We start from the raw sequence: 18,584 nt of genomic DNA on the forward strand, positions 1-18,584 counted from the left end.
AGCTCTCGTTCAAATGATGATGCCCGCGCATTGGCGCGGGCATCTATTTTATAACCACCACAGGGAATCGTGTCTGGCTGGGGTTAATTCCAGCCAGCGCGATCCATCATGCGAATAGCTTCGGCCTGGCGTTTACCCGCCACTTCCACCGGCAAGGTATCGGCCTTGAACGCGCCCCAGGCGGCCACTTCTCTGGATGGCTCGACCTTCGGGTTGGCCGGGAATTCCTGGTTCACGTCGGCGAAGATGCTTTGCGCTTCTGGCGTGGTCATCCACTCCACCAGTTTCTTGGCGGCGTCCGGATGCGGTGCATGCTTGGTCAGGCCAATGCCCGAGAGGTTGATGTGCACGCCGCGATCAGCCTGGTTCGGCCAGAACAGCTTCACCTTCAAGTCCGGCTTCTGCTGGTGCAGGCGGCCATAGTAGTAGGTGTTGACGATACCGACATCGCACTGGCCAGCATTGATTGCTTCAAGCAATGCGGTGTCATCGGAGAACACGTCGGTGGACAGGTTCCTGACCCAGCCCTTGAGGATTTCCTCGGTTTTTTCCGCACCATGGGTTTCGATCAGTGTGGCGGTCAGGGACTGGTTATAGACCTTTTTCGAGGTCCTCAGGCACAGACGGCCTTCCCACTCTTGGCCGGCCAGCGCTTCATAGGTGGTCAATTCGCCCGGTTTAACCCGGTCGGTGGAATAGACAATGGTCCGCGCCCGCAGGCTCAAGCCGGTCCAGGCGTGGGACGAAGCACGGTATTGAGGCGGGATGTTGGCGTCGATCACCGGGGAGGTGAACGGCTGGAGAATGCCCATCTGCTCGGCCTGCCAGAGGTTGCCGGCATCGACGGTGAGCAGCAGGTCGGCGGTGGCGTTCTCGCCTTCGGCCTTGATCCGCTGCATCAACGGCGCTTCCTTGTCGGTGATGAACTTCACCGGGACGCCGGTTTTCTTGGTGTAGGCATCGAAGACCGGCTTGATCAGTTCATCGATACGCGAGGAGTAGACCACCACCTCATCGGCGGCCTGGGCGGCAGTGGTGCCGATCAGGGTCAAGGCGAGGGCGGACAGCAGGCGCTTGGTTGCCAACATGGTAGCGGTCTCTGGATGGCGAAAGAGACGCAAATGATAAGGACTCACATTTGGCATCTCAATCGAACAGTGGGTGGACACATTTCCAAATGTTGCACAGATGGATTGAGGTGGCTGTGCCGGCCTCATCGCGAGCAAGCTCGCTCCCACATTTGATCCGGTGACGACTGTGGGAGCGAGCTTGCTCGCGATGAGGCCATAAGCCCCAACCCACATCTCAGACCTTGGCCAAATCCGGCAAATCCCCACTCAACCCCAACGCCTCGCGCACGAACAAAGCCTTGGCCTCAGGCAGGCGATCCACCAGTTTCAGCCCGGTGTTGCGCAACCAGCGCACCGGCAGCGGATCGGCCTGGAACAACCGCTCGAAGCCCTCCATCGCCGCCATCAGCGCCAGATTGTGGGGCATGCGCCGGCGCTCGTAGCGGCTCAACACCTTCACGTCCGCCAACCGCTCGCCACGGCCGGCCGCGTGCAACAACACTTCGGCCAACACGGCGGCGTCGAGGAAGCCCAGGTTCACCCCCTGCCCGGCCAACGGATGGATGGTATGGGCCGCGTCACCGATCAACGCCAGCCCTTCGGCCACGTAGCGCTTGGCATGTCGCTGGCGCAGCGGCACGCACAGGCGCGGGTCGGCACTCAGTACCGGGCCAAGCTGGCCTTCGAAGGCGCGTTCCAGTTCGCAGCAGAATTGAGTGTCCTCGAGCGCCATCAAGCGCTGCGCTTCTTCGGGGGTGGTGGACCAGACAATCGAGCACCAGTCGTGCTGACCGTCACGCTCAAGGGGCAGGAACGCCAGCGGGCCGTTGTCGGTGAAGCGCTGCCATGCCGTCAGTCGATGCGGCCGGGTGCTGCGCACGCTGGTGACGATGGCGTGGTGCAGGTAATCCCATTCGCGCGTCGCCACGCCGGTCAGGCGGCGTACAGCGGAATTTGCGCCATCGGCGGCAATGACCAGGGGGGCCCGCAACGTGCGGCCATCGGCCAGGGTTAGCAGCCAGTCGTCGCCGGAACGACGCATCTGCTCCAGCCGGGCGTTGGCCAACAAGCCCAGGTCGCAGTCATGCAGGCGGTCCAGCAGGGCATCCTGCACGACGCGATTTTCAACAATGTGCCCAAGCGTCTCGGCATGCAGGCTGGCTGCCGAAAAATGGATCTGCCCGGTGCCACTGCCGTCCCAGACGTGCATGTCGGTGTAAGGGCTGGCACGCCGGGCGGTGATGCCCTCCCAGACGCCCAGGCGATCGAGGATCCGCTGGCTGGCCGTCGACAAGGCACTCACCCGCGGCTCGAACGCGGCCTGGGGATCGAAGGGCTTGACGCTCATCGGGCTGCCGTCGAGCAACAACACCTGCAAGCCACTGCCCTGCAACGCCAGCGCCAGGGCGCTGCCGACCATACCAGCGCCGACAATCAGCAGATCTGCACGCAATTCCATGCTCTAAGCCTGTTTTGCGGGCGACATCAGCCGCCCATGAAAAGAAATGACCACCCCAGCCTCACGCATCGGGACGTGTCCCCAACCCCATGGCCTGGCGGGCGAACCAGCGCTTGGCCGGGGGCAGCAGGTCGAGACCCAGCAAACCGAGGTTCCGGCCCAGGGACACCAACGGCAGGCTGCTGCCGAACAGCCGCGTAACCTGATCGGAGAAGCCCACGGTCAGGGCCTGGTCCATGCGCTGGCTCTCGCGGTAGGCCTGCAACACGGCGAAATCCCCCGGCTCGCGGTCGCTGTCGAGCAAGGCATCGGCCAGGGCCTGGGCATCGCGCAGGGACAGGTTGAACCCCTGCCCGGCAATCGGATGCAGGCTGTGGGCGGCATTGCCCAGAATCGCCAGGTGCGGACGGACCTGCTCTTCGGCCTCCACCAGCGCCAGCGGGTACAGGTGCCGTACACCTACCTGCTTCAGCGTACCTAGGCGATAACCGAACACCCCCTGCAATTCGGCGAGGAAGCTGCGCTCGTCGAGGGCCGCCAGCCGTTGCGCGTCCATGCCCTGGCGGGTCCAGACCAGCGCGCAACGATTCTCCGGCAGCGGCAACAAGGCCATCGGGCCGTCATCGGTGAAGCGCTCGAAGGCCATGCCATTGTGGGCTTCGCTGGGGGTGATGTTGGCGATCAAGGCGCTCTGGTCATAGGGACGACTGCGCACGCCGACGCCCAACTGCTCGCGCAGGCTGGAGCGACCGCCATCGGCCAGAACGGCAAGGTCGCACTCCAGGGTGGTTTCGTCGTCGAGGGTCAGGCGATAACCGCCGACCAGTGGCTCCATACGCGTAACCTGCGCCGGGCAGCGCCAACTGACCACCTCCGGGTCCAGACCTTGCCACAGGCACTGGCCGAGCCAGGCGTTTTCCACCACGTAGCCCAAGGCCGGCACGCCCTCTTCCATGGCCGACAGCCGCGCCGTGGAAAACCGCCCGCGATCGGAGACGTGGATCTGCTTGATCGGTTCGGCGCGACGGGAAATCTCTTGCCAGACACCCAAGCGTTGATAAATCTGCCGGGCACCGTAGGACAATGCCGAAGACCGGGCATCGTAGCTTGGCTGCCAGGCGTCGCCGGGGGCGAAGGGCTCGATCAGGATGATCCTCCAGCCCCGGGCCTTGGCACCGACCTGCAGGGCCAGCGCCAGGCTCGCGCCGACCAGGCCACCGCCAATGATCGCCAGATTGACCCGGCTCATGCCGCTTGCGTCCGGGCGGCGGCCATCAGGGCCTCGATGTCGGCGACCGTTTTCGGCACGCCTCGGCTCAGGATTTCACAACCGGTTTTGGTCACTACCACGTCATCCTCGATGCGCACGCCAATGCCGCGCCATTTTTTCGCGACGCTGCGGTTGTCCGGGCTGATATAGATGCCCGGTTCCACCGTCAGCGTCATGCCGATTTCCAGGACCCGCCACTCGCCGCCAACCCGGTATTCGCCCACATCATGCACGTCCATGCCCAGCCAATGGCCGGCGCGGTGCATGTAGAACGCCCGGTAGGCCTCGCTGGCAATCAACTCGTCCACCTCGCCCTCCAGCAGCCCCAGGTGCACCAACCCTTCGGTAACGACCCGGACCGTCGCTTCGTGGGCCTGGTTCCAGTGTTTGTTCGGAGCGATCTGGGCAAACGCGGCTTCCTGGGCGGCCAGCACCACTTCGTAGATCGCCTTCTGTTCGGGCGAAAACTTGCCACTGACCGGCCAGGTACGGGTGATATCGCTGGCGTAGCAGTCGATTTCACAGCCGGCATCGATCAACACCAGATCGCCGTCCTTGAGCAGCGCATCGTTCTGCTGGTAGTGCAGGATGCAGCTGTTGCGCCCCGCCGCGACGATCGAGCCATAGGCCGGCATCTTCGCCCCACCCTTGCGGAATTCATAATCGAGCTCGGCCTCCAGGCTGAACTCATGCAACCCCGGGCGCGCCGCCTGCATCGCCCGAATGTGCGCCTGGGCGGAGATCCGCGCCGCTTCGCGCATGACCTTCAGTTCCGCTGCCGATTTATACAGGCGCATATCGTGCAGCAAGTGATCCAGGGCAACGAATTCGTTCGGCGGCTGCGCGCCGAGGTGGGCCTTGGAGCGAATCACGTTGATCCACTCCATCAAGTGCCGGTCGAATTCTGGATTGCTGCCCATGGCCGAATACACCCGGTCGCGCCCTTCGATCAGGCCCGGCAGGATGTCGTCGATGTCGGTGATGGGAAACGCGTCGTCGGCACCGTAGTCACGGATCGCCCCTTCCTGGCCAGCGCGCAGGCCGTCCCACAGCTCACGTTCGGCGTTGCGCTCGCGACAAAAGAGGATGTACTCGCCATGGACGCGGCCGGGCATCAGCACCAGCACCGCTTGCGGCTCGGGGAAGCCGCTGAGGTACTGGAAGTCACTGTCCTGGCGGTAGACATGCTCGACGTCGCGGTTGCGGATCGCAACGGCGGCGGCGGGCAGGATTGCGATGCTGTTGGGTTCCATCTGCGCCATCAGGGCCTTGCGGCGACGGCTGTATTCCGATTTCGGGATATGAATCATGGGCAGACGGGGTTCCCTCTGAAATTTAATGCAAGGACGGCTTGGGGGCCGCTGCATCGGTTTTCTTGGTCTCGGTGAACAGCAGCAATGGTGCGACCCGCAGGTACTCCATCACTTCCATGTAGTCGCTTTCGCCGTCGTCGGACTCTTCCAGAGCATCCTGGACTTGGGAGATCGCGGCCAAGTCCTGCAACACTTCCTTGGCCTCTTCGCTCAGCGCATATTCGCGGCGGGTCAGGCCGAAGCCGGCGAGGAAGCCCTGGCACCACTGGCCCAGCGCCGCGGCGCGTTCAGCCAAGGGGGCGTCGTCAGTGGGCAGCAGCAGGACGACGGTCATGTCATCGCTGGTCAACTCGCCCTTGACCATTTCCTGCAGGCCGATCAGCGCGTTACGGACGTTGTCCGCCGGCTCGCCTTCCAGCAGTTCGGCGGCGTCGGCCAACCAGCCGTCGGCATCGAAACCGGCGCCGGCGCAACTGCGGCCGAGCAACAGGCCATGTAGTTCGGCAGGCGAGACAGGATGACCGCTGGTGCTCAGCAGGGTGGCGAATGCTTGATACGGGGAATTCTGAATGGGCATGGGCAGCTAGGCGCCAGACGGCGCTATGTCTAGAATGGAGGCCTTGTATCCTACATCGACAGACTCGCCAAGACTATCAGAGGCTGTGCGACCCACATCCCTCCATCAGACACATTCTTCAGTGGACACAATGGAAGACACCGACCTGCAAGCGCTGATGGCCAGACTCGAACTGCTAATTGACCGGGTCGAGCAACTTAAGAGCCAAAACGGACTCCTATTAGCTCAGGAAAAAACCTGGCGCGAGGAACGCGCGCACCTCATTGAAAAAAACGAAATCGCCCGGCGTAAGGTCGAATCGATGATTTCGCGCCTAAAGGCCCTGGAGCAAGACTCATGAGTTCAAGCAATAGCGTTACCGTGCAGATCCTCGACAAAGAATATTCGATCATCTGCCCCCAGGAAGAGCGCAGCAACCTGGTGAGCGCCGCCCGTTACCTGGACGGCAAGATGCGCGAGATCCGCAGCAGCGGCAAAGTCATCGGCGCCGACCGCATCGCCGTGATGGCCGCCTTGAACATCACCCACGACCTGCTGCATCGCCAGGATACGCCGGACGTACAGGTCAGTGGCTCGACCCGTGAGCAGGTACGCGACCTGCTCGATCGGGTGGATCTGGTGCTCGCCACCGATCCAGACGTCAGCAAGGGCTGATTCGCGAGGCTGCCTGGGGTATACTCGCCTCACTCCCTGGGGTGCTTGCCAGTTGGTGATGTCCCTGAGCCGATACGCACAACCACGGGGGTTGCACGTTGGGGGCCGGTGTGCATGTCCGCTTGACGGAAAGCCTTAACGCCCCCTGCAACTTCCACCTTGAACTTTCGGGTTCAAGGGCTAAGCCGACAGCGGTTCATCCGGGGAGCCTGACTCCAGACAATGCCAGTCCATGTGGACTGGCATTGTCGTTTCCGGGCGCAGGCATTTCTGAGCGTCCTGTTTTGCGGTTACGCTGTGCGCCATCGCCACTGCGTGAAACCTCGACATGACTGAACCCGCGCTGCTGCCCCGCCCACAACTTCGCCGCCTGCTGCGCCAGGCCCGGCGCGCCCTGACGCCCGCCCAGCAACGGCAAGCCGGCCGCGGGCTGTACAAACAACTGGCCCAGCATCCGTTGTTCCGCCGTGCGAAGCACATCGCCCTGTACCTGCCCAACGATGGCGAGATCGACCCGCGCCTGCTGCTGCGCGCGGCCCAGCGCCGGGGCAAGGCCACTTACCTGCCGGTGCTCAGCCCGTGGCCGCAGACCAAGATGGTGTTCCAACGCATCCACCCCGGCGAAAAAATGCACCCCAACCGGTTTCGCATCCCCGAGCCACGCAAGAACATCGCCCGGCAACGCAAGGTCTGGACGCTGGACCTGGTGTTGTTGCCATTGGTAGGGTTTGACGATGCGGGAGGTCGGCTGGGCATGGGCGGCGGCTTTTACGACCGCAGCCTGGCGTACCTGGCGCGACGCAAGCAGTGGCGCAAGCCAACGCTGTTGGGGCTGGCCCATGAATGCCAGAAGGTCGAACGATTGGCGCAGGCAAGCTGGGACGTGCCGCTGCAGGGAACGGTCAGCGACAGGCATTGGTATATCGCGGGGTTGACGCCGCGGTAATCAGCGGCGCCTGGAAAGCAGGTTCAGCGTTTGAGCGATGGCGCGGGTTGGGTGATGTCCATCGGCGCCTCGGTCTTGTTGGTCCACAGGCTTTGGGCGTAACCCGTGGTCACGACACCCAGACCGAACAGAATGACCAAGATCCACAACAAATCCGGTTTGCGTTTCATCGATTGCCCCCCTCAAGGCATATCACACACGATGACAGCAGCGGTTTTCTTATTGGCCGTGCAGCAGCGTCAAGCTTGGAAGGCCGGCATTTTGCGGCAACCGGCCCCGACACGCAAATGCTGGCGTCAACCGACTGTCGGTTTGTCATAAAATCGCCGAACTATTTTGATACCCACCGCCCAGGAGAAAAAATCATGGCCTATTGGCTGATGAAGTCCGAGCCCGACGAATTGTCCATCCAGGGCCTGGAAAAGCTCGGCCAGGCCCGCTGGGACGGCGTTCGCAACTACCAGGCGCGCAATTTCCTGCGAGCCATGGCGGTGGGTGACACGTTCTTTTTCTACCACTCCAGCTGCCCCGAGCCAGGCATCGCCGGGATTGGCAAAATCATCCAGGCGGCCTATCCCGACCCTACGGCCCTGGACCCGGACAGCCATTATTTCGACCTCAAGGCCAGCCCGGAAAAAAACCCGTGGACCGCGATCGACGTGGCCCACGTCGAGACGTTCCGCTACGTGCTGAAGCTCGACTACCTCAAGCAACAGACCGCCCTGGCGCAAATGCCGCTGGTGCAGAAAGGCTCGCGGCTTTCGGTGATGCCGGTGACGGCTGAGCAGTGGGCGGCAGTGGTTGCGCTGAAACCTTGAGCGATTCGCTGTCCGACAGGCCGCTATCGCGAGCAAGCTCGCTCCCACAGGGGATTTGCGTCGATCACGAAATCCCTGTGGGAGCGAGCTTGCTCGCGATAGGGTCGCCCCAACAACGCCGACTTATTGAATGATCAGGTTGTTGAACAACAGATCATCCACCATCGGCTTGCCGGTCTCGTCGTTCATGACCTGCTGGGTCTGCTTCAAGGCTTCCTGACGCAGTTTTTCCTTGGCTTCGAGGTTGTTCATCGCCTCGGTGGTCTGCTGGGCGAACAACGCCACCAGTTGGTTGCGGATCAATGGCTCGTTGGCCTTGACCGCCGCAGCGGCGGCATCACCGGTCACGCGCAGGGCCACATCGGCCTTGTAGACCTTCAGCTTCGCCGTGCCGTCCAGGCCATAGTTGCCCACGAATGGCGGGCTGAGGGTGATGTAACTGACTTTCGGTGCCTCGCCCTCTTTCGCTTCCTTGGCCTCTTCGGCCATCGCCGCCACAGGCAGCGACAGGGCCAGCATCAACATGATCCACGCTTTCACAATTGACTCCTCATCCGGTTTGCGGCCCAGCATACCGACCCGCCGTTCAAGCACAAGCTTATGGCCGGCTATCAGGGCGGGGCATGCTCGTTGACCCGTTGTCTCTCACACCTACACTTATCGGCCATCACTCCCAAAGGAATAGCCCTGATGAAAGCCGTGCTGTGCAAAGAATTCGGCCCCGCCGAATCGCTGGTGCTGGAAGACGTCGCCAGCCCCGTCGCCAAGAAGAACGAAGTGCTGCTGGACGTGCACGCCGCCGGGGTGAATTTCCCTGACACACTGATCATCGAGGGCAAATATCAATTCAAGCCCCCCTTTCCGTTTTCCCCCGGTGGCGAAGCGGCGGGCGTGGTCAGTGAGGTGGGTGAGAAAGTCAGCCACTTGAAGGTCGGCGACCGGGTGATGGCGCTGACCGGCTGGGGAAGCTTTGCCGAACAAGTGGCGGTGCCGGGCTACAACGTGTTGCCGATTCCCGCGTCCATGGACTTCAACACCGCCGCCGCTTTCAGCATGACGTATGGCACCTCGATGCACGCCCTCAAGCAACGGGCCAACCTGCAACCCGGCGAAACCTTGCTGGTGCTCGGTGCCTCCGGTGGCGTGGGCCTGGCGGCCGTGGAAATCGGCAAGGCCATGGGCGCCCGGGTCATCGCCGCCGCCAGCAGCGCGGAAAAACTTGCCGTAGCCAAGGCAGCCGGCGCCGACGAACTGATCAACTACAGCGAAACCAGCCTGAAGGATGAAATCAAGCGCCTCACCGACGGCCAGGGCGCCGATGTGATCTACGACCCGGTGGGTGGCGACCTGTTCGACCAGGCCATCCGCGCCATCGCCTGGAACGGCCGGCTGCTGGTGGTGGGCTTCGCCAGCGGACGCATTCCCGAACTGCCGGTGAACCTGGCGCTGCTCAAGGGCGCCGCCGTGGTGGGCGTATTCTGGGGCTCCTTCGCCCAACGCCAACCCCAGGACAACGCCGCCAACTTCCAGCAATTGTTCGGCTGGTTCGCCGAGGGCAAGCTCAAGCCGCTGGTGTCGCAGGTGTACCCGCTGAGCAACGCGGCACAAGCCATCAATGATCTTGGCCAACGCAAGGCGGTCGGGAAAGTGGTGGTTCAGGTTCGCTGATTGCTTACCCAAACGGTTTATACCGGGTCGTCACGCTGCGACCCGGTTTCGCCATTCCCATACCGCCCTTCATTTATACCTGAGCGACATGTTCATAAAAGAACACGATATCGCCAACATTCCGGCTTTTTTGTTGATGCGAACCGATGCTATTTTCGGTAACGAAACTGTAACATTCGCATCCGCAGTCAAAACAAGAAATCTGGAGCTCTTGAATGTTTGCTTTCTTTCGCCCCGCCGCCCATCAGGCTCCATTGCCTGAAGAAAAAATAGACAGCACCTATCGACGCCTTCGCTGGCAGATCTTCGCCGGGATATTCATTGGCTACGCCGGGTATTACCTGCTGCGCAAGAACTTCTCCCTGGCCATGCCGTACCTGATCGACGAGGGCTATACCCGTGGCCAGTTGGGCCTGGCCATGTCGGCCATCGCCATCGCCTACGGGCTGTCGAAGTTCCTGATGGGCCTGGTGTCCGACCGTTCCAACCCGCGCTACTTCCTGCCCTTTGGCTTGTTGGTATCGGCGGGGGTGATGTTCGTATTCGGTTTCGCGCCCTGGGCAACCTCCAGCGTGACCATGATGTTCATCCTGCTGTTTATCAACGGCTGGGCCCAAGGCATGGGTTGGCCGCCAAGCGGACGGACCATGGTGCACTGGTGGTCGCAGAAGGAACGTGGCGGCGTGGTGTCGGTGTGGAACGTGGCGCACAACGTCGGCGGCGGCCTGATCGGCCCGCTGTTCCTGCTGGGTATGGGCTGGTTCAACGACTGGCACGCGGCATTCTATGTGCCCGCTGCCGTAGCGCTCGTCGTTGCGGTGTTTGCCTTCGTGACCATGCGCGACACGCCTCAATCGGTGGGCCTGCCGCCCATCGAGAAATACAAGGACGACTACCCCGAAGGCTACGACGCGAGCCACGAGAACGAATTCAGCGCCAAGGAAATTTTCGTCAAATACGTGCTGCGCAACAAAATGCTCTGGTACATCGCCATGGCCAATGTCTTCGTCTACCTGCTGCGCTACGGCGTGCTGGACTGGGCGCCGACCTACCTCAAGGAAGCCAAGGGCTTCACGGTGGACAAGAGTTCCTGGGCCTATTTCTTCTACGAGTGGGCGGGCATTCCCGGCACGCTGCTGTGTGGCTGGATGTCGGACAAAATCTTCCGTGGCAACCGTGGCCTGACCGGCATGGTGTTCATGGCCCTGGTGACCGTGGCCACGCTGGTGTACTGGCTGAACCCGGCCGGCAACCCGACCGTTGACATGATCGCCCTGGTTTCCATCGGCTTCCTGATCTACGGCCCGGTGATGTTGATCGGTTTGCAAGCATTGGAACTGGCACCGAAGAAAGCCGCCGGTACAGCTGCCGGCTTCACCGGTCTGTTTGGTTACCTGGGTGGCTCGGTCGCGGCCAGCGCCGCCATGGGCTACACCGTGGACCATTTCGGCTGGGACGGTGGCTTTGTGCTGTTGATCGGCGCCTGCCTGCTGGCAATGGCGTTCCTCGCGCCAACGCTGTGGCACAAGCAAATAGCCAGTCAGAGCCGCGAAGCGGTCGCCTGATCCAGCGCTGATTTGCAGCGCTTGAGCCGCGCCTCCAGATTCCGGTCTGGCATGGCGTGGCTGCGCAGGGCGTGAACGGTCTGCTCGACGTAATCGCGAGTGGTGCCGTAACGCCCACAGGCGCTTTCGAACACCTGGCTCAGCACATGGTCCGGCACGTTGCCGGCATAGCTGGGCAGGTGCCGCTCCAGCACAAAACCCAAGGCTTGCACCCGGCTGCCATCCTCGAGACGGCAACTGAGCCAGTGCGGACGATAGGACGGGACCGGCATCTCGCGCTGCCACAGGGCAAACAGCGAATCCTCGAGATTCTCCTCCGGCAATCGGTAGGCGAACCCGCTGCACGAACCGCCGCGATCCAGCCCGAACACCAGCCCCGGCAACTCCGGGGTGCCGCGGTGCTCATGGGACCACAGATACAACCCGCGATGATAACCATGGACCCGACCGCGCATGCGCTCCACCGCCGTGCATTCCGGCCGCCAGATCAATGAACCGTACGCGAACAGCCAGACCGGACCACCCTGGTGAAGACTCATGGTCGATTGCATCGAGGCGAGCAATTGCTCACGGGTCAGCTGCGGCCCCAGCTCGAGTCGTGGCGGATACAAGGCACAGGTAATGGCGGATTCGATAGCGGTCATGGCCGGTAGCGGTTGGCTCCTCGCGGGTCGGAAGTGAATGGGGGCTCGTCATGGGGTTGACGTTCATGGGGATCAAGGCAAGTTAAATGCCATCCAGTCGTTATATACGTTATCGGTATCTAGCCTTGAGACTAAATATCGAAACGAAATATATGCAGTTATATCGACAGGTGGACATGGGCTGTTGTGTGGCGAGGGAGCTTGCTCCCGCTGGACTGCATAGCAGTCCCAAAAGAGGCGGTTGCTGCGCAACCGAGCGGGAGCAAGCTCCCTCGCCACAACAGCGCACGATCCAGATCACAAAAGCGTATGAAGCCAGATTTCAGGTCAGCCGCTAAGCCCGCGGCGCATAGGCAAACACATCGGCGCGCATTTGATGGGCGTCCATGCCGGCTTCCACCAGCGCATCGAGCGTGGCGTAGATCATGGCCGGCGAGCCGCTGGCGTAGACGTGCACGCCGGAAAGATCGCTGAGGTCCTCGCACACTGCTTCATGGAGCATCCCGCAGCGCCCTTCCCAGCCACACAAGTCGCTGACGACTTTATGCAGGAACAGGTTCGGCAGTTTTTTCCATTCGTCCCAATGCTCGATTTCATAGAAATCGTCCGGCCGCCGCACGCCCCAATACAGATGCACCGGGTGCTTGAAACCCGCGGCACGACAATGCTCGATCAGGCTGTGCATCTGCGCCATGCCGGTTCCGGCGGCGATCAGCACCAATGGCCCGTCCGGCAGCTCGGACAAATGCGTGTCGCCAAAAGGCATTTCGACGCGCACGCTGGGGTTGCGTTGCAGTTGTTCCAGCAGCGCCTGTGCACTGTTTTCGCGCACCAACACATGCAACTCCAGCTCGCGCCCGGAATGCGGCGCCGAGGCCAGGGAGAACGCCGATTTTTCGCCGTTTTCCCGTTCGATCATCAGGTACTGCCCGGCGTGATAGCGCGGTGGCTTGCCCGCTGGCGCCCGCAGCCGCACTCGCCAGACATCGCCACCCACGTCGGCGCACTCGATCACCTGGCACGCCAGGTTGCGTACCGGTAGCTCGCCCGGCGACAGCACACCATCCCACAACACCACGCAGTCCTCCAACGGCTCGGCGATGCACGTGAAGATCTCACCGTGGTCGCGCACCTCGCCCGCCTGTTCCACACGGCCTTCCACCAGCAACGCACCACAGACGTGGCAGTTGCCGTTGCGGCAGCTTTGCGGGCATTCATAGCCCAGGCGCCGCGCGCCATCGAGAATCCGCTCGGCGGGCCGTATTTCCAGCACCGCCCCGGAAGGCTGCAAGGTTACACGCATCAATCTATTCCTAACTGATTCCAGATGGCATCGATCCGTTGGGTAACGGCTTCATCCTTGACGATAACCCGGCCCCACTCGCGAGTGGTTTCACCGGGCCATTTATGCGTGGCATCGAGTCCCATCTTCGACCCCAGGCCAGACACCGGCGAGGCGAAGTCGAGGTAGTCGATCGGCGTATTCTCGATCATCACCGTGTCGCGCTTGGGGTCCATGCGCGTGGTGATGGCCCAGATCACGTCGTTCCAGTCCCGTGCGTTGATATCGTCGTCGGTGACGATAACGAACTTGGTGTACATGAACTGTCGCAAAAACGACCAGACCCCGAGCATCACGCGCTTGGCGTGCCCCGGATACGACTTCTTCATGGTCACCACGGCCATGCGATACGAACAGCCTTCCGGTGGCAAATAGAAGTCAGTGATTTCCGGAAACTGCTTCTGCAGGATCGGCACGAACACTTCGTTCAGCGCCACGCCGAGAATCGCCGGCTCATCGGGTGGACGGCCGGTGTAGGTGCTGTGGTAAATCGGCTTGATCCGATGGGTGATGCGCTCGACGGTGAACACGGGGAAGCTGTCCACTTCGTTGTAGTAACCGGTGTGGTCGCCGTACGGACCTTCATCGGCCATTTCGCCGGGATGGATCACACCTTCAAGAATGATCTCGGCGGTGGCCGGAACTTGCAGGTCATTGCCACGGCATTTCACCAGCTCGGTACGATTGCCCCGCAACAGGCCGGCGAACGCGTATTCGGAAAGGCTGTCGGGCACGGGCGTGACGGCGCCGAGGATGGTCGCCGGGTCCGCGCCCAGGGCCACCGACACCGGGAAGGGCTGGCCGGGGTGTTTTTCACACCACTCACGGTAGTCCAATGCACCGCCGCGATGACTCAGCCAGCGCATGATGACCTTGTTGCGGCCAATCACCTGCTGACGGTAGATGCCCAGGTTCTGGCGGTCCTTGTTCGGGCCTTTGGTGACGGTCAGGCCCCAGGTGATCAGCGGCCCCACGTCGCCCGGCCAGCAGGTCTGCACCGGGAGCATGGCCAGGTCGACATCGTCGCCCTCGATGACCACTTCCTGGCAGATCGCGTCCTTGACGACTTTCGGCGCCATGGCAATGATCTTGCGGAAAATCGGCAGCTTGGACCAAGCGTCCTTCAAGCCTTTCGGCGGCTCGGGCTCCTTGAGGAACGCCAGCAGCTTGCCGATTTCGCGCAGTTCGCTGACAGCTTCGGCGCCCATGCCCAAGGCCACGCGCTCCGGCGTGCCGAACAGGTTCCCCAGCACCGGAATGTCATAACCCGTCGGGTTTTCGAACAACAGCGCCGGGCCTTTTGCGCGCAGGGTGCGGTCGCAGACCTCGGTCATTTCCAGGACAGGAGACACCGGTACCTGGATGCGCTTGAGTTCGCCGCGCTGTTCCAGCCCGCTGATAAAGTCGCGCAAGTCGCGATACTGCATGCAAAAGCCTCATGGTGGCCGTGGCGTTCGGGGGCCCGAGTTTAACGCCGCCCGTCCAGAATAGTGAATGCACAGATAGCAAAAAGCCGGGTTTCCCCGGCTCTTGCTGGCCTGTCTTGGCGATTTACTTGCGTTTCATCGACAGGAAGAACTCATCGTTGGTCTTGGTCGTCTTCAGCTTGTCGACCAGGAACTCGATGGCGGCGACTTCATCCATCGGATGCAGCAGCTTGCGCAGGATCCACATGCGCTGCAACTCGTCGTCGGCGGTCAGCAACTCTTCGCGGCGCGTGCCGGAACGGTTGATGTTGATGGCCGGGAAGACACGCTTCTCGGCGATACGACGATCCAGAGGCAGCTCCATGTTGCCGGTGCCCTTGAATTCCTCGTAGATCACTTCGTCCATCTTCGAACCGGTTTCAACCAGTGCGGTGGCGATGATGGTCAGCGAACCGCCTTCCTCGATGTTCCGCGCGGCGCCAAAGAAACGCTTCGGTTTTTCCAGCGCATGGGCATCGACACCACCGGTCAGCACCTTGCCGGAGCTCGGGATCACGGTGTTGTAGGCACGGGCCAGACGGGTGATGGAGTCCAGCAGGATCACCACGTCTTTCTTGTGTTCGACCAGGCGCTTGGCCTTCTCGATCACCATTTCGGCAACCTGCACGTGGCGGGTTGGCGGCTCGTCGAACGTCGAGGCGACCACTTCGCCGCGCACAGTGCGCTGCATCTCGGTCACTTCTTCCGGACGTTCGTCGATCAGCAACACGATCAGGTGAACTTCAGGGTTGTTACGGGCGATGTTGGCCGCGATGTTCTGCAGCATGATCGTCTTGCCCGCTTTCGGCGGCGCTACGATCAGGCCACGCTGCCCCTTGCCGATGGGTGCGCACAGGTCGATGACACGACCGGTGAGGTCTTCGGTGGAACCGTTGCCGGCTTCCATCTTCATGCGCACGGTCGGGAACAGCGGGGTCAGGTTCTCGAAGAGAATCTTGTTCTTCGCGTTTTCCGGACGGTCGAAGTTGATCGTGTCGACCTTGAGCAGGGCGAAATAACGCTCGCCTTCCTTCGGAGGGCGGATCTTGCCAACGATGGTGTCACCGGTACGCAAGTTGAAGCGACGGATCTGGCTCGGCGAGACGTAGATATCGTCTGGACCGGCGAGATAGGAAGCGTCTGCGGAGCGAAGGAAGCCGAAGCCGTCCTGGAGAATCTCCAGCACGCCATCACCAGAGATTTCCTCGCCGCTTTTCGCGTGCTTCTTGAGCAGGGAGAAAATCACGTCCTGCTTGCGCGAACGGGCCATATTTTCTATGCCCATCTGTTCGGCCAATTCGAGCAGTTCGGTAATCGGCTTTTGCTTGAGTTCAGTCAGATTCATATAGGAATGACGTAATCATTTATGGAGGGGGGAAATTAAGCTTTTGGCTTAATGAGGCCGCGCCGCAGAGAAGGCGACAGGATCGCGTACTTATTCGAAAGGAGAGCGTCGGCGACGGCTTGCAGGGGGCAATGGAGAAACCAGTGCGGGGCCGAATGTAACACCTGGGTTTGCAAGCGTCTAGCCCCGGATAACGAAAAAGCCCCGCGATTTGCGGGGCTTTTTCAGTGGCATTCGGCGCTTAGATGTTGGCGTCGAGGAAAGCAGCCAGTTGCGACTTCGACAACGCACCGACCTTGGTGGCTTCGACGTTGCCGTTCTTGAACAGCATCAGGGTCGGGATACCACGCACGCCGTGCTTGGCCGGAGTCTCCTGGTTCTCGTCGATGTTCAGCTTGGCAACGGTCAGCTTGCCCTTGTAGGTCTCGGCAATCTCGTCCAGGACGGGGGCGATCATTTTGCAGGGACCGCACCACTCAGCCCAATAGTCGACCAGTACCGCGCCTTCGGCTTTGAGTACGTCAGCTTCGAAGCTAGCGTCGCTAACGTGTTTGATCAGATCGCTGCTCATGGAAATCTCCGGGGTCATCAGCAAAAAAACGTGGCCCATCATAGCGGCCCTTCCCGGGTTCAGGAAGCCGCAGTTGATTGAGTCTCGCTATGGCGCAAGATGTATTTGAATATGGCCCGGCTCATGAAGCCGTAGGGGCGACGAACGAAATCCCGGTACGCAGCGCAGCGTTACGTACATGTTCCTGCATGGCTTTTTGCGCCGCAGCAGAAGCCCGACGGGCCAGGGCGCGAAGGATCTTGCGGTGCTCTTGCCAGGTTTCCATCGCCCGCTCCGCCCGGATGAACGGTAGTTTCTGGCTTTCCAGGAAGATGTCGGCGCTGGCGGTAAGGATGCTCAGCATCGCCTGGTTGCCGCTGGCCAGCAGGATTCGCCGATGGAATTCGAAATCCAGCCGCGCGGCGGCGTCGAAATCCCCGACCTTCAACTCTCGGCGCATGGCTTCGACATTGTCTTGCAACCGGTCGAGCTCATCGGCGCTGAGCGTCACCGCCGCCAACCCCGCCGCGAAGCCCTCCAGGGCGTAGCGCAACTGGAAGATGTCCACCGGCGATGCCTGGGCGGCGAACGGCCAGCCCGGCGCCGACTCGGTGCGCGGGGCCTCTACCGGCGCCTGCACGAACACCCCCTTGCCCGGCTGCACGCTGATCATGCCCAAGGCACTCAGGGAGGACAACGCTTCGCGCAACGACGCCCGGCTCACGCCCAGTTGCAGCGCCAGGTCCCGCTGCGACGGCAACGCATCGCCTGGGCCGAAGCCTTCATCGACGATCAGTTTGCGGATGGCTTGCAGGGCCACTTCAGGAACGGCACGAGCGATGGAATTCATGATTTTTTCAGACGAACCGGGCCAGTGAGCGGCTAGTTGTAAAGCTATTCGCCGCGCCCGGCAAGTCGTGCCCCAGCAGGGTTCGGCGACAAATACCGACGCCCGATAACGGTGCGAAACACGATGCAACTGTTCAGACCAGTAAGACCGCTGCCCACCAGCAAAACCGTGGCTTTGGCCGGTTAAAAGTGGCCTTGGCATGGCCTGTGCTCTGTCCGAACGCAGAAATCACATCACCGATTGCGGAGATTCGCCATGATTCAGCGTTGCAGCGCCCTGCTCACAGCCCTGTTTGCCAGCCTGATGCTTTGTCAGCTGCCCGCCCACGCCGATGGCCTGGAGGACGTGGTCAAGCGCGGCACCCTCAAGGTCGCCGTGCCCCAGGACTTCCCCCCGTTCGGCTCGGTGGGCCCGGACATGAAACCCCGCGGCCTGGACATCGACACCGCGAAACTGCTGGCCGACCAGCTCAAGGTCAAGCTTGAACTGACGCCAGTCAACAGCACCAACCGCATCCCCTTCCTGACCACGGGCAAGGTCGACCTGGTGATTTCCAGCCTGGGCAAGAACCCGGAGCGGGAAAAAGTCATCGACTTTTCCAGTGCCTATGCGCCGTTCTACCTGGCCGTCTTTGGTCCACCCGATGCCGCGATCAATGGCCTGGACGACCTCAAGGGCAAGACCATCAGCGTCACCCGTGGCGCCATCGAAGACATCGAGCTGACCAAGGTCGCCCCCGAAGGCACCACCATCAAGCGCTTCGAAGACAATAACTCGACCATCGCCGCCTACCTGGCCGGCCAGGTGGACCTGATCGCCAGCGGCAACGTGGTGATGGTCGCGATCAGCGAACGCAACCCCAAGCGTGTTCCGGCGCTGAAGGTGAAACTCAAGGACTCGCCGGTGTACGTGGGCGTAAACAAGAACGAGCCGGCGCTGCTGGACAAGGTCAACCAGATCCTGGCCACCGCCAAGACCGATGGCAGCCTGGAGAAGAATTCCCAGACCTGGCTCAAGCAGCCGCTGCCGGCCGATCTCTGACCGTCG

At 61.7% G+C, this 18,584-nt stretch carries 20 protein-coding genes and 1 other RNA gene; 8 read left to right on the plus strand and 13 right to left on the minus strand.

All coding sequences use genetic code 11. From position 1 onward, the window contains the following. Positions 1 to 83 precede the first annotated feature (83 nt). From AB7M32_RS03205 to AB7M32_RS03225, 5 genes are all read right to left on the minus strand, one after another. The gene (locus tag AB7M32_RS03205; RefSeq protein WP_454249071.1) at positions 84 to 1,088 is read right to left on the minus strand and encodes an extracellular solute-binding protein; all 1,005 of its coding nucleotides are present in this window, start codon (positions 1,086 to 1,088) and stop codon (positions 84 to 86) included. A 217-nt stretch (positions 1,089 to 1,305) separates the two neighbouring features. After that, on the minus strand, positions 1,306 to 2,523 hold the full coding sequence (locus tag AB7M32_RS03210; RefSeq protein WP_454252093.1) for a 2-octaprenyl-3-methyl-6-methoxy-1,4-benzoquinol hydroxylase: 1,218 nt from the start codon (positions 2,521 to 2,523) through the stop codon (positions 1,306 to 1,308). 67 nt (positions 2,524 to 2,590) lie between these two features. After that, positions 2,591 to 3,778 carry a 2-octaprenyl-6-methoxyphenyl hydroxylase gene (gene ubiH / locus AB7M32_RS03215; protein ID WP_072405971.1) on the minus strand — a complete coding sequence of 396 codons (1,188 nt, stop codon included), beginning with the start codon at positions 3,776 to 3,778 and terminating at the stop codon, positions 2,591 to 2,593. Then, positions 3,775 to 5,109, minus strand: a complete 1,335-nt coding sequence (gene pepP, locus AB7M32_RS03220) for a Xaa-Pro aminopeptidase (RefSeq protein ID WP_454249072.1) — start codon at positions 5,107 to 5,109, stop codon at positions 3,775 to 3,777. The genes ubiH and pepP overlap by 4 nt, the downstream gene beginning before the upstream one ends. Positions 5,110 to 5,134: 25 nt before the next feature. Then, entirely contained in the window at positions 5,135 to 5,689 is a 555-nt protein-coding gene (locus AB7M32_RS03225) for a YecA/YgfB family protein (RefSeq protein ID WP_060740134.1), read from the minus strand. 130 nt (positions 5,690 to 5,819) lie between these two features. Between AB7M32_RS03225 and AB7M32_RS03230 the strand changes: the two genes are divergently transcribed. The 4 genes from AB7M32_RS03230 to AB7M32_RS03245 all read left to right on the plus strand — a co-directional run bounded on the left by AB7M32_RS03230 (position 5,820) and on the right by AB7M32_RS03245 (position 7,289). Next, the gene (locus tag AB7M32_RS03230) at positions 5,820 to 6,029 is read left to right on the plus strand and encodes a TIGR02449 family protein (RefSeq protein ID WP_003177365.1); all 210 of its coding nucleotides are present in this window, start codon (positions 5,820 to 5,822) and stop codon (positions 6,027 to 6,029) included. Then, entirely contained in the window at positions 6,026 to 6,343 is a 318-nt protein-coding gene (locus tag AB7M32_RS03235; RefSeq protein ID WP_039590276.1) for a cell division protein ZapA, read from the plus strand. The genes AB7M32_RS03230 and AB7M32_RS03235 overlap by 4 nt, the downstream gene beginning before the upstream one ends. Positions 6,344 to 6,373: 30 nt before the next feature. Next, positions 6,374 to 6,554, plus strand: a non-coding RNA gene (gene ssrS, locus AB7M32_RS03240) — 6S RNA. 117 nt (positions 6,555 to 6,671) lie between these two features. Further along, positions 6,672 to 7,289: a 5-formyltetrahydrofolate cyclo-ligase gene (locus AB7M32_RS03245; RefSeq protein WP_454249073.1), complete on the plus strand. Its 618-nt coding sequence runs from the start codon at positions 6,672 to 6,674 to the stop codon at positions 7,287 to 7,289. Between the two features lie 23 nt (positions 7,290 to 7,312). Here the strand turns inward: AB7M32_RS03245 and AB7M32_RS03250 are convergent, their stop codons facing one another. Further along, positions 7,313 to 7,459, minus strand: coding sequence for a hypothetical protein (locus AB7M32_RS03250; RefSeq protein ID WP_092203200.1), 147 nt, complete (start codon positions 7,457 to 7,459; stop codon positions 7,313 to 7,315). A 195-nt stretch (positions 7,460 to 7,654) separates the two neighbouring features. Here AB7M32_RS03250 and AB7M32_RS03255 point away from each other — a divergent pair, with 195 nt between their 5' ends. Beyond that, a complete protein-coding gene (locus tag AB7M32_RS03255) occupies positions 7,655 to 8,107 on the plus strand; it encodes an EVE domain-containing protein (protein ID WP_454249074.1) in 453 nt (150 codons plus the stop codon). 123 nt (positions 8,108 to 8,230) lie between these two features. Here AB7M32_RS03255 and AB7M32_RS03260 read toward each other — a convergent pair whose 3' ends face one another. Beyond that, complete coding sequence (locus AB7M32_RS03260; protein WP_092333064.1) at positions 8,231 to 8,647, minus strand: flagellar basal body-associated protein FliL; 417 nt, start codon at positions 8,645 to 8,647, stop codon at positions 8,231 to 8,233. Between the two features lie 150 nt (positions 8,648 to 8,797). Here AB7M32_RS03260 and AB7M32_RS03265 point away from each other — a divergent pair, with 150 nt between their 5' ends. After that, the gene (locus AB7M32_RS03265; protein WP_092474748.1) at positions 8,798 to 9,775 is read left to right on the plus strand and encodes an NADPH:quinone oxidoreductase family protein; all 978 of its coding nucleotides are present in this window, start codon (positions 8,798 to 8,800) and stop codon (positions 9,773 to 9,775) included. Positions 9,776 to 9,990: 215 nt separating this feature from the next. Beyond that, positions 9,991 to 11,340: a glycerol-3-phosphate transporter gene (gene glpT, locus AB7M32_RS03270; RefSeq protein WP_454249075.1), complete on the plus strand. Its 1,350-nt coding sequence runs from the start codon at positions 9,991 to 9,993 to the stop codon at positions 11,338 to 11,340. On the opposite strand, the gene AB7M32_RS03275 is transcribed toward glpT, so the two are convergent. The 6 genes from AB7M32_RS03275 to AB7M32_RS03300 form a co-directional block, all read right to left on the minus strand. Beyond that, positions 11,316 to 11,984 (minus strand): gamma-glutamylcyclotransferase, encoded by a 669-nt coding sequence (locus tag AB7M32_RS03275; RefSeq protein WP_072405977.1) that lies wholly within the window; start codon positions 11,982 to 11,984, stop codon positions 11,316 to 11,318. The two genes, glpT and AB7M32_RS03275, sit on opposite strands and share 25 nt — an antisense overlap. Positions 11,985 to 12,318: 334 nt before the next feature. Continuing rightward, positions 12,319 to 13,287 (minus strand): CDP-6-deoxy-delta-3,4-glucoseen reductase, encoded by a 969-nt coding sequence (locus AB7M32_RS03280; RefSeq protein ID WP_454249076.1) that lies wholly within the window; start codon positions 13,285 to 13,287, stop codon positions 12,319 to 12,321. Next, positions 13,287 to 14,753, minus strand: coding sequence for a 4-hydroxy-3-polyprenylbenzoate decarboxylase (ubiD, locus tag AB7M32_RS03285; RefSeq protein ID WP_014340789.1), 1,467 nt, complete (start codon positions 14,751 to 14,753; stop codon positions 13,287 to 13,289). The genes AB7M32_RS03280 and ubiD overlap by 1 nt, the downstream gene beginning before the upstream one ends. 124 nt (positions 14,754 to 14,877) lie before the next feature. Further along, positions 14,878 to 16,137 (minus strand): transcription termination factor Rho, encoded by a 1,260-nt coding sequence (rho, locus tag AB7M32_RS03290; protein WP_003206716.1) that lies wholly within the window; start codon positions 16,135 to 16,137, stop codon positions 14,878 to 14,880. 241 nt (positions 16,138 to 16,378) lie between these two features. Then, positions 16,379 to 16,708, minus strand: a complete 330-nt coding sequence (gene trxA, locus AB7M32_RS03295; RefSeq protein WP_003206727.1) for a thioredoxin TrxA — start codon at positions 16,706 to 16,708, stop codon at positions 16,379 to 16,381. A gap of 121 nt (positions 16,709 to 16,829) precedes the next feature. Next, a complete protein-coding gene (locus AB7M32_RS03300) occupies positions 16,830 to 17,537 on the minus strand; it encodes a FadR/GntR family transcriptional regulator (RefSeq protein ID WP_454249077.1) in 708 nt (235 codons plus the stop codon). Positions 17,538 to 17,792: 255 nt separating this feature from the next. Between AB7M32_RS03300 and AB7M32_RS03305 the strand changes: the two genes are divergently transcribed. Beyond that, entirely contained in the window at positions 17,793 to 18,578 is a 786-nt protein-coding gene (locus AB7M32_RS03305) for a transporter substrate-binding domain-containing protein (RefSeq protein WP_230147702.1), read from the plus strand. The last annotated feature ends 6 nt before the right edge of the window (positions 18,579 to 18,584 follow it).

This window comes from Pseudomonas sp. R151218B TE3479, assembly GCF_053629195.1.

Excerpts from the sequence above, each read along its gene's own strand:
- AB7M32_RS03205 (WP_454249071.1), bottom strand. The coding sequence starts at position 1,088 with ATGTTGGCAACCAAGCGCCTGCTGTCCGCCCTCGCCTTGACCCTGATC.
- ubiH (WP_072405971.1), bottom strand. The coding sequence starts at position 3,778 with ATGAGCCGGGTCAATCTGGCGATCATTGGCGGTGGCCTGGTCGGCGCG.
- pepP (WP_454249072.1), bottom strand. The coding sequence starts at position 5,109 with ATGATTCATATCCCGAAATCGGAATACAGCCGTCGCCGCAAGGCCCTG.
- AB7M32_RS03225 (WP_060740134.1), bottom strand. The coding sequence starts at position 5,689 with ATGCCCATTCAGAATTCCCCGTATCAAGCATTCGCCACCCTGCTGAGC.
- AB7M32_RS03230 (WP_003177365.1), top strand. The coding sequence starts at position 5,820 with ATGGAAGACACCGACCTGCAAGCGCTGATGGCCAGACTCGAACTGCTA.
- AB7M32_RS03235 (WP_039590276.1), top strand. The coding sequence starts at position 6,026 with ATGAGTTCAAGCAATAGCGTTACCGTGCAGATCCTCGACAAAGAATAT.
- AB7M32_RS03245 (WP_454249073.1), top strand. The coding sequence starts at position 6,672 with ATGACTGAACCCGCGCTGCTGCCCCGCCCACAACTTCGCCGCCTGCTG.
- AB7M32_RS03250 (WP_092203200.1), bottom strand. The coding sequence starts at position 7,459 with ATGAAACGCAAACCGGATTTGTTGTGGATCTTGGTCATTCTGTTCGGT.
- AB7M32_RS03255 (WP_454249074.1), top strand. The coding sequence starts at position 7,655 with ATGGCCTATTGGCTGATGAAGTCCGAGCCCGACGAATTGTCCATCCAG.
- AB7M32_RS03265 (WP_092474748.1), top strand. The coding sequence starts at position 8,798 with ATGAAAGCCGTGCTGTGCAAAGAATTCGGCCCCGCCGAATCGCTGGTG.
- glpT (WP_454249075.1), top strand. The coding sequence starts at position 9,991 with ATGTTTGCTTTCTTTCGCCCCGCCGCCCATCAGGCTCCATTGCCTGAA.
- AB7M32_RS03275 (WP_072405977.1), bottom strand. The coding sequence starts at position 11,984 with ATGACCGCTATCGAATCCGCCATTACCTGTGCCTTGTATCCGCCACGA.
- AB7M32_RS03280 (WP_454249076.1), bottom strand. The coding sequence starts at position 13,287 with ATGCGTGTAACCTTGCAGCCTTCCGGGGCGGTGCTGGAAATACGGCCC.
- ubiD (WP_014340789.1), bottom strand. The coding sequence starts at position 14,753 with ATGCAGTATCGCGACTTGCGCGACTTTATCAGCGGGCTGGAACAGCGC.
- rho (WP_003206716.1), bottom strand. The coding sequence starts at position 16,137 with ATGAATCTGACTGAACTCAAGCAAAAGCCGATTACCGAACTGCTCGAA.
- trxA (WP_003206727.1), bottom strand. The coding sequence starts at position 16,708 with ATGAGCAGCGATCTGATCAAACACGTTAGCGACGCTAGCTTCGAAGCT.
- AB7M32_RS03300 (WP_454249077.1), bottom strand. The coding sequence starts at position 17,537 with ATGAATTCCATCGCTCGTGCCGTTCCTGAAGTGGCCCTGCAAGCCATC.
- AB7M32_RS03305 (WP_230147702.1), top strand. The coding sequence starts at position 17,793 with ATGATTCAGCGTTGCAGCGCCCTGCTCACAGCCCTGTTTGCCAGCCTG.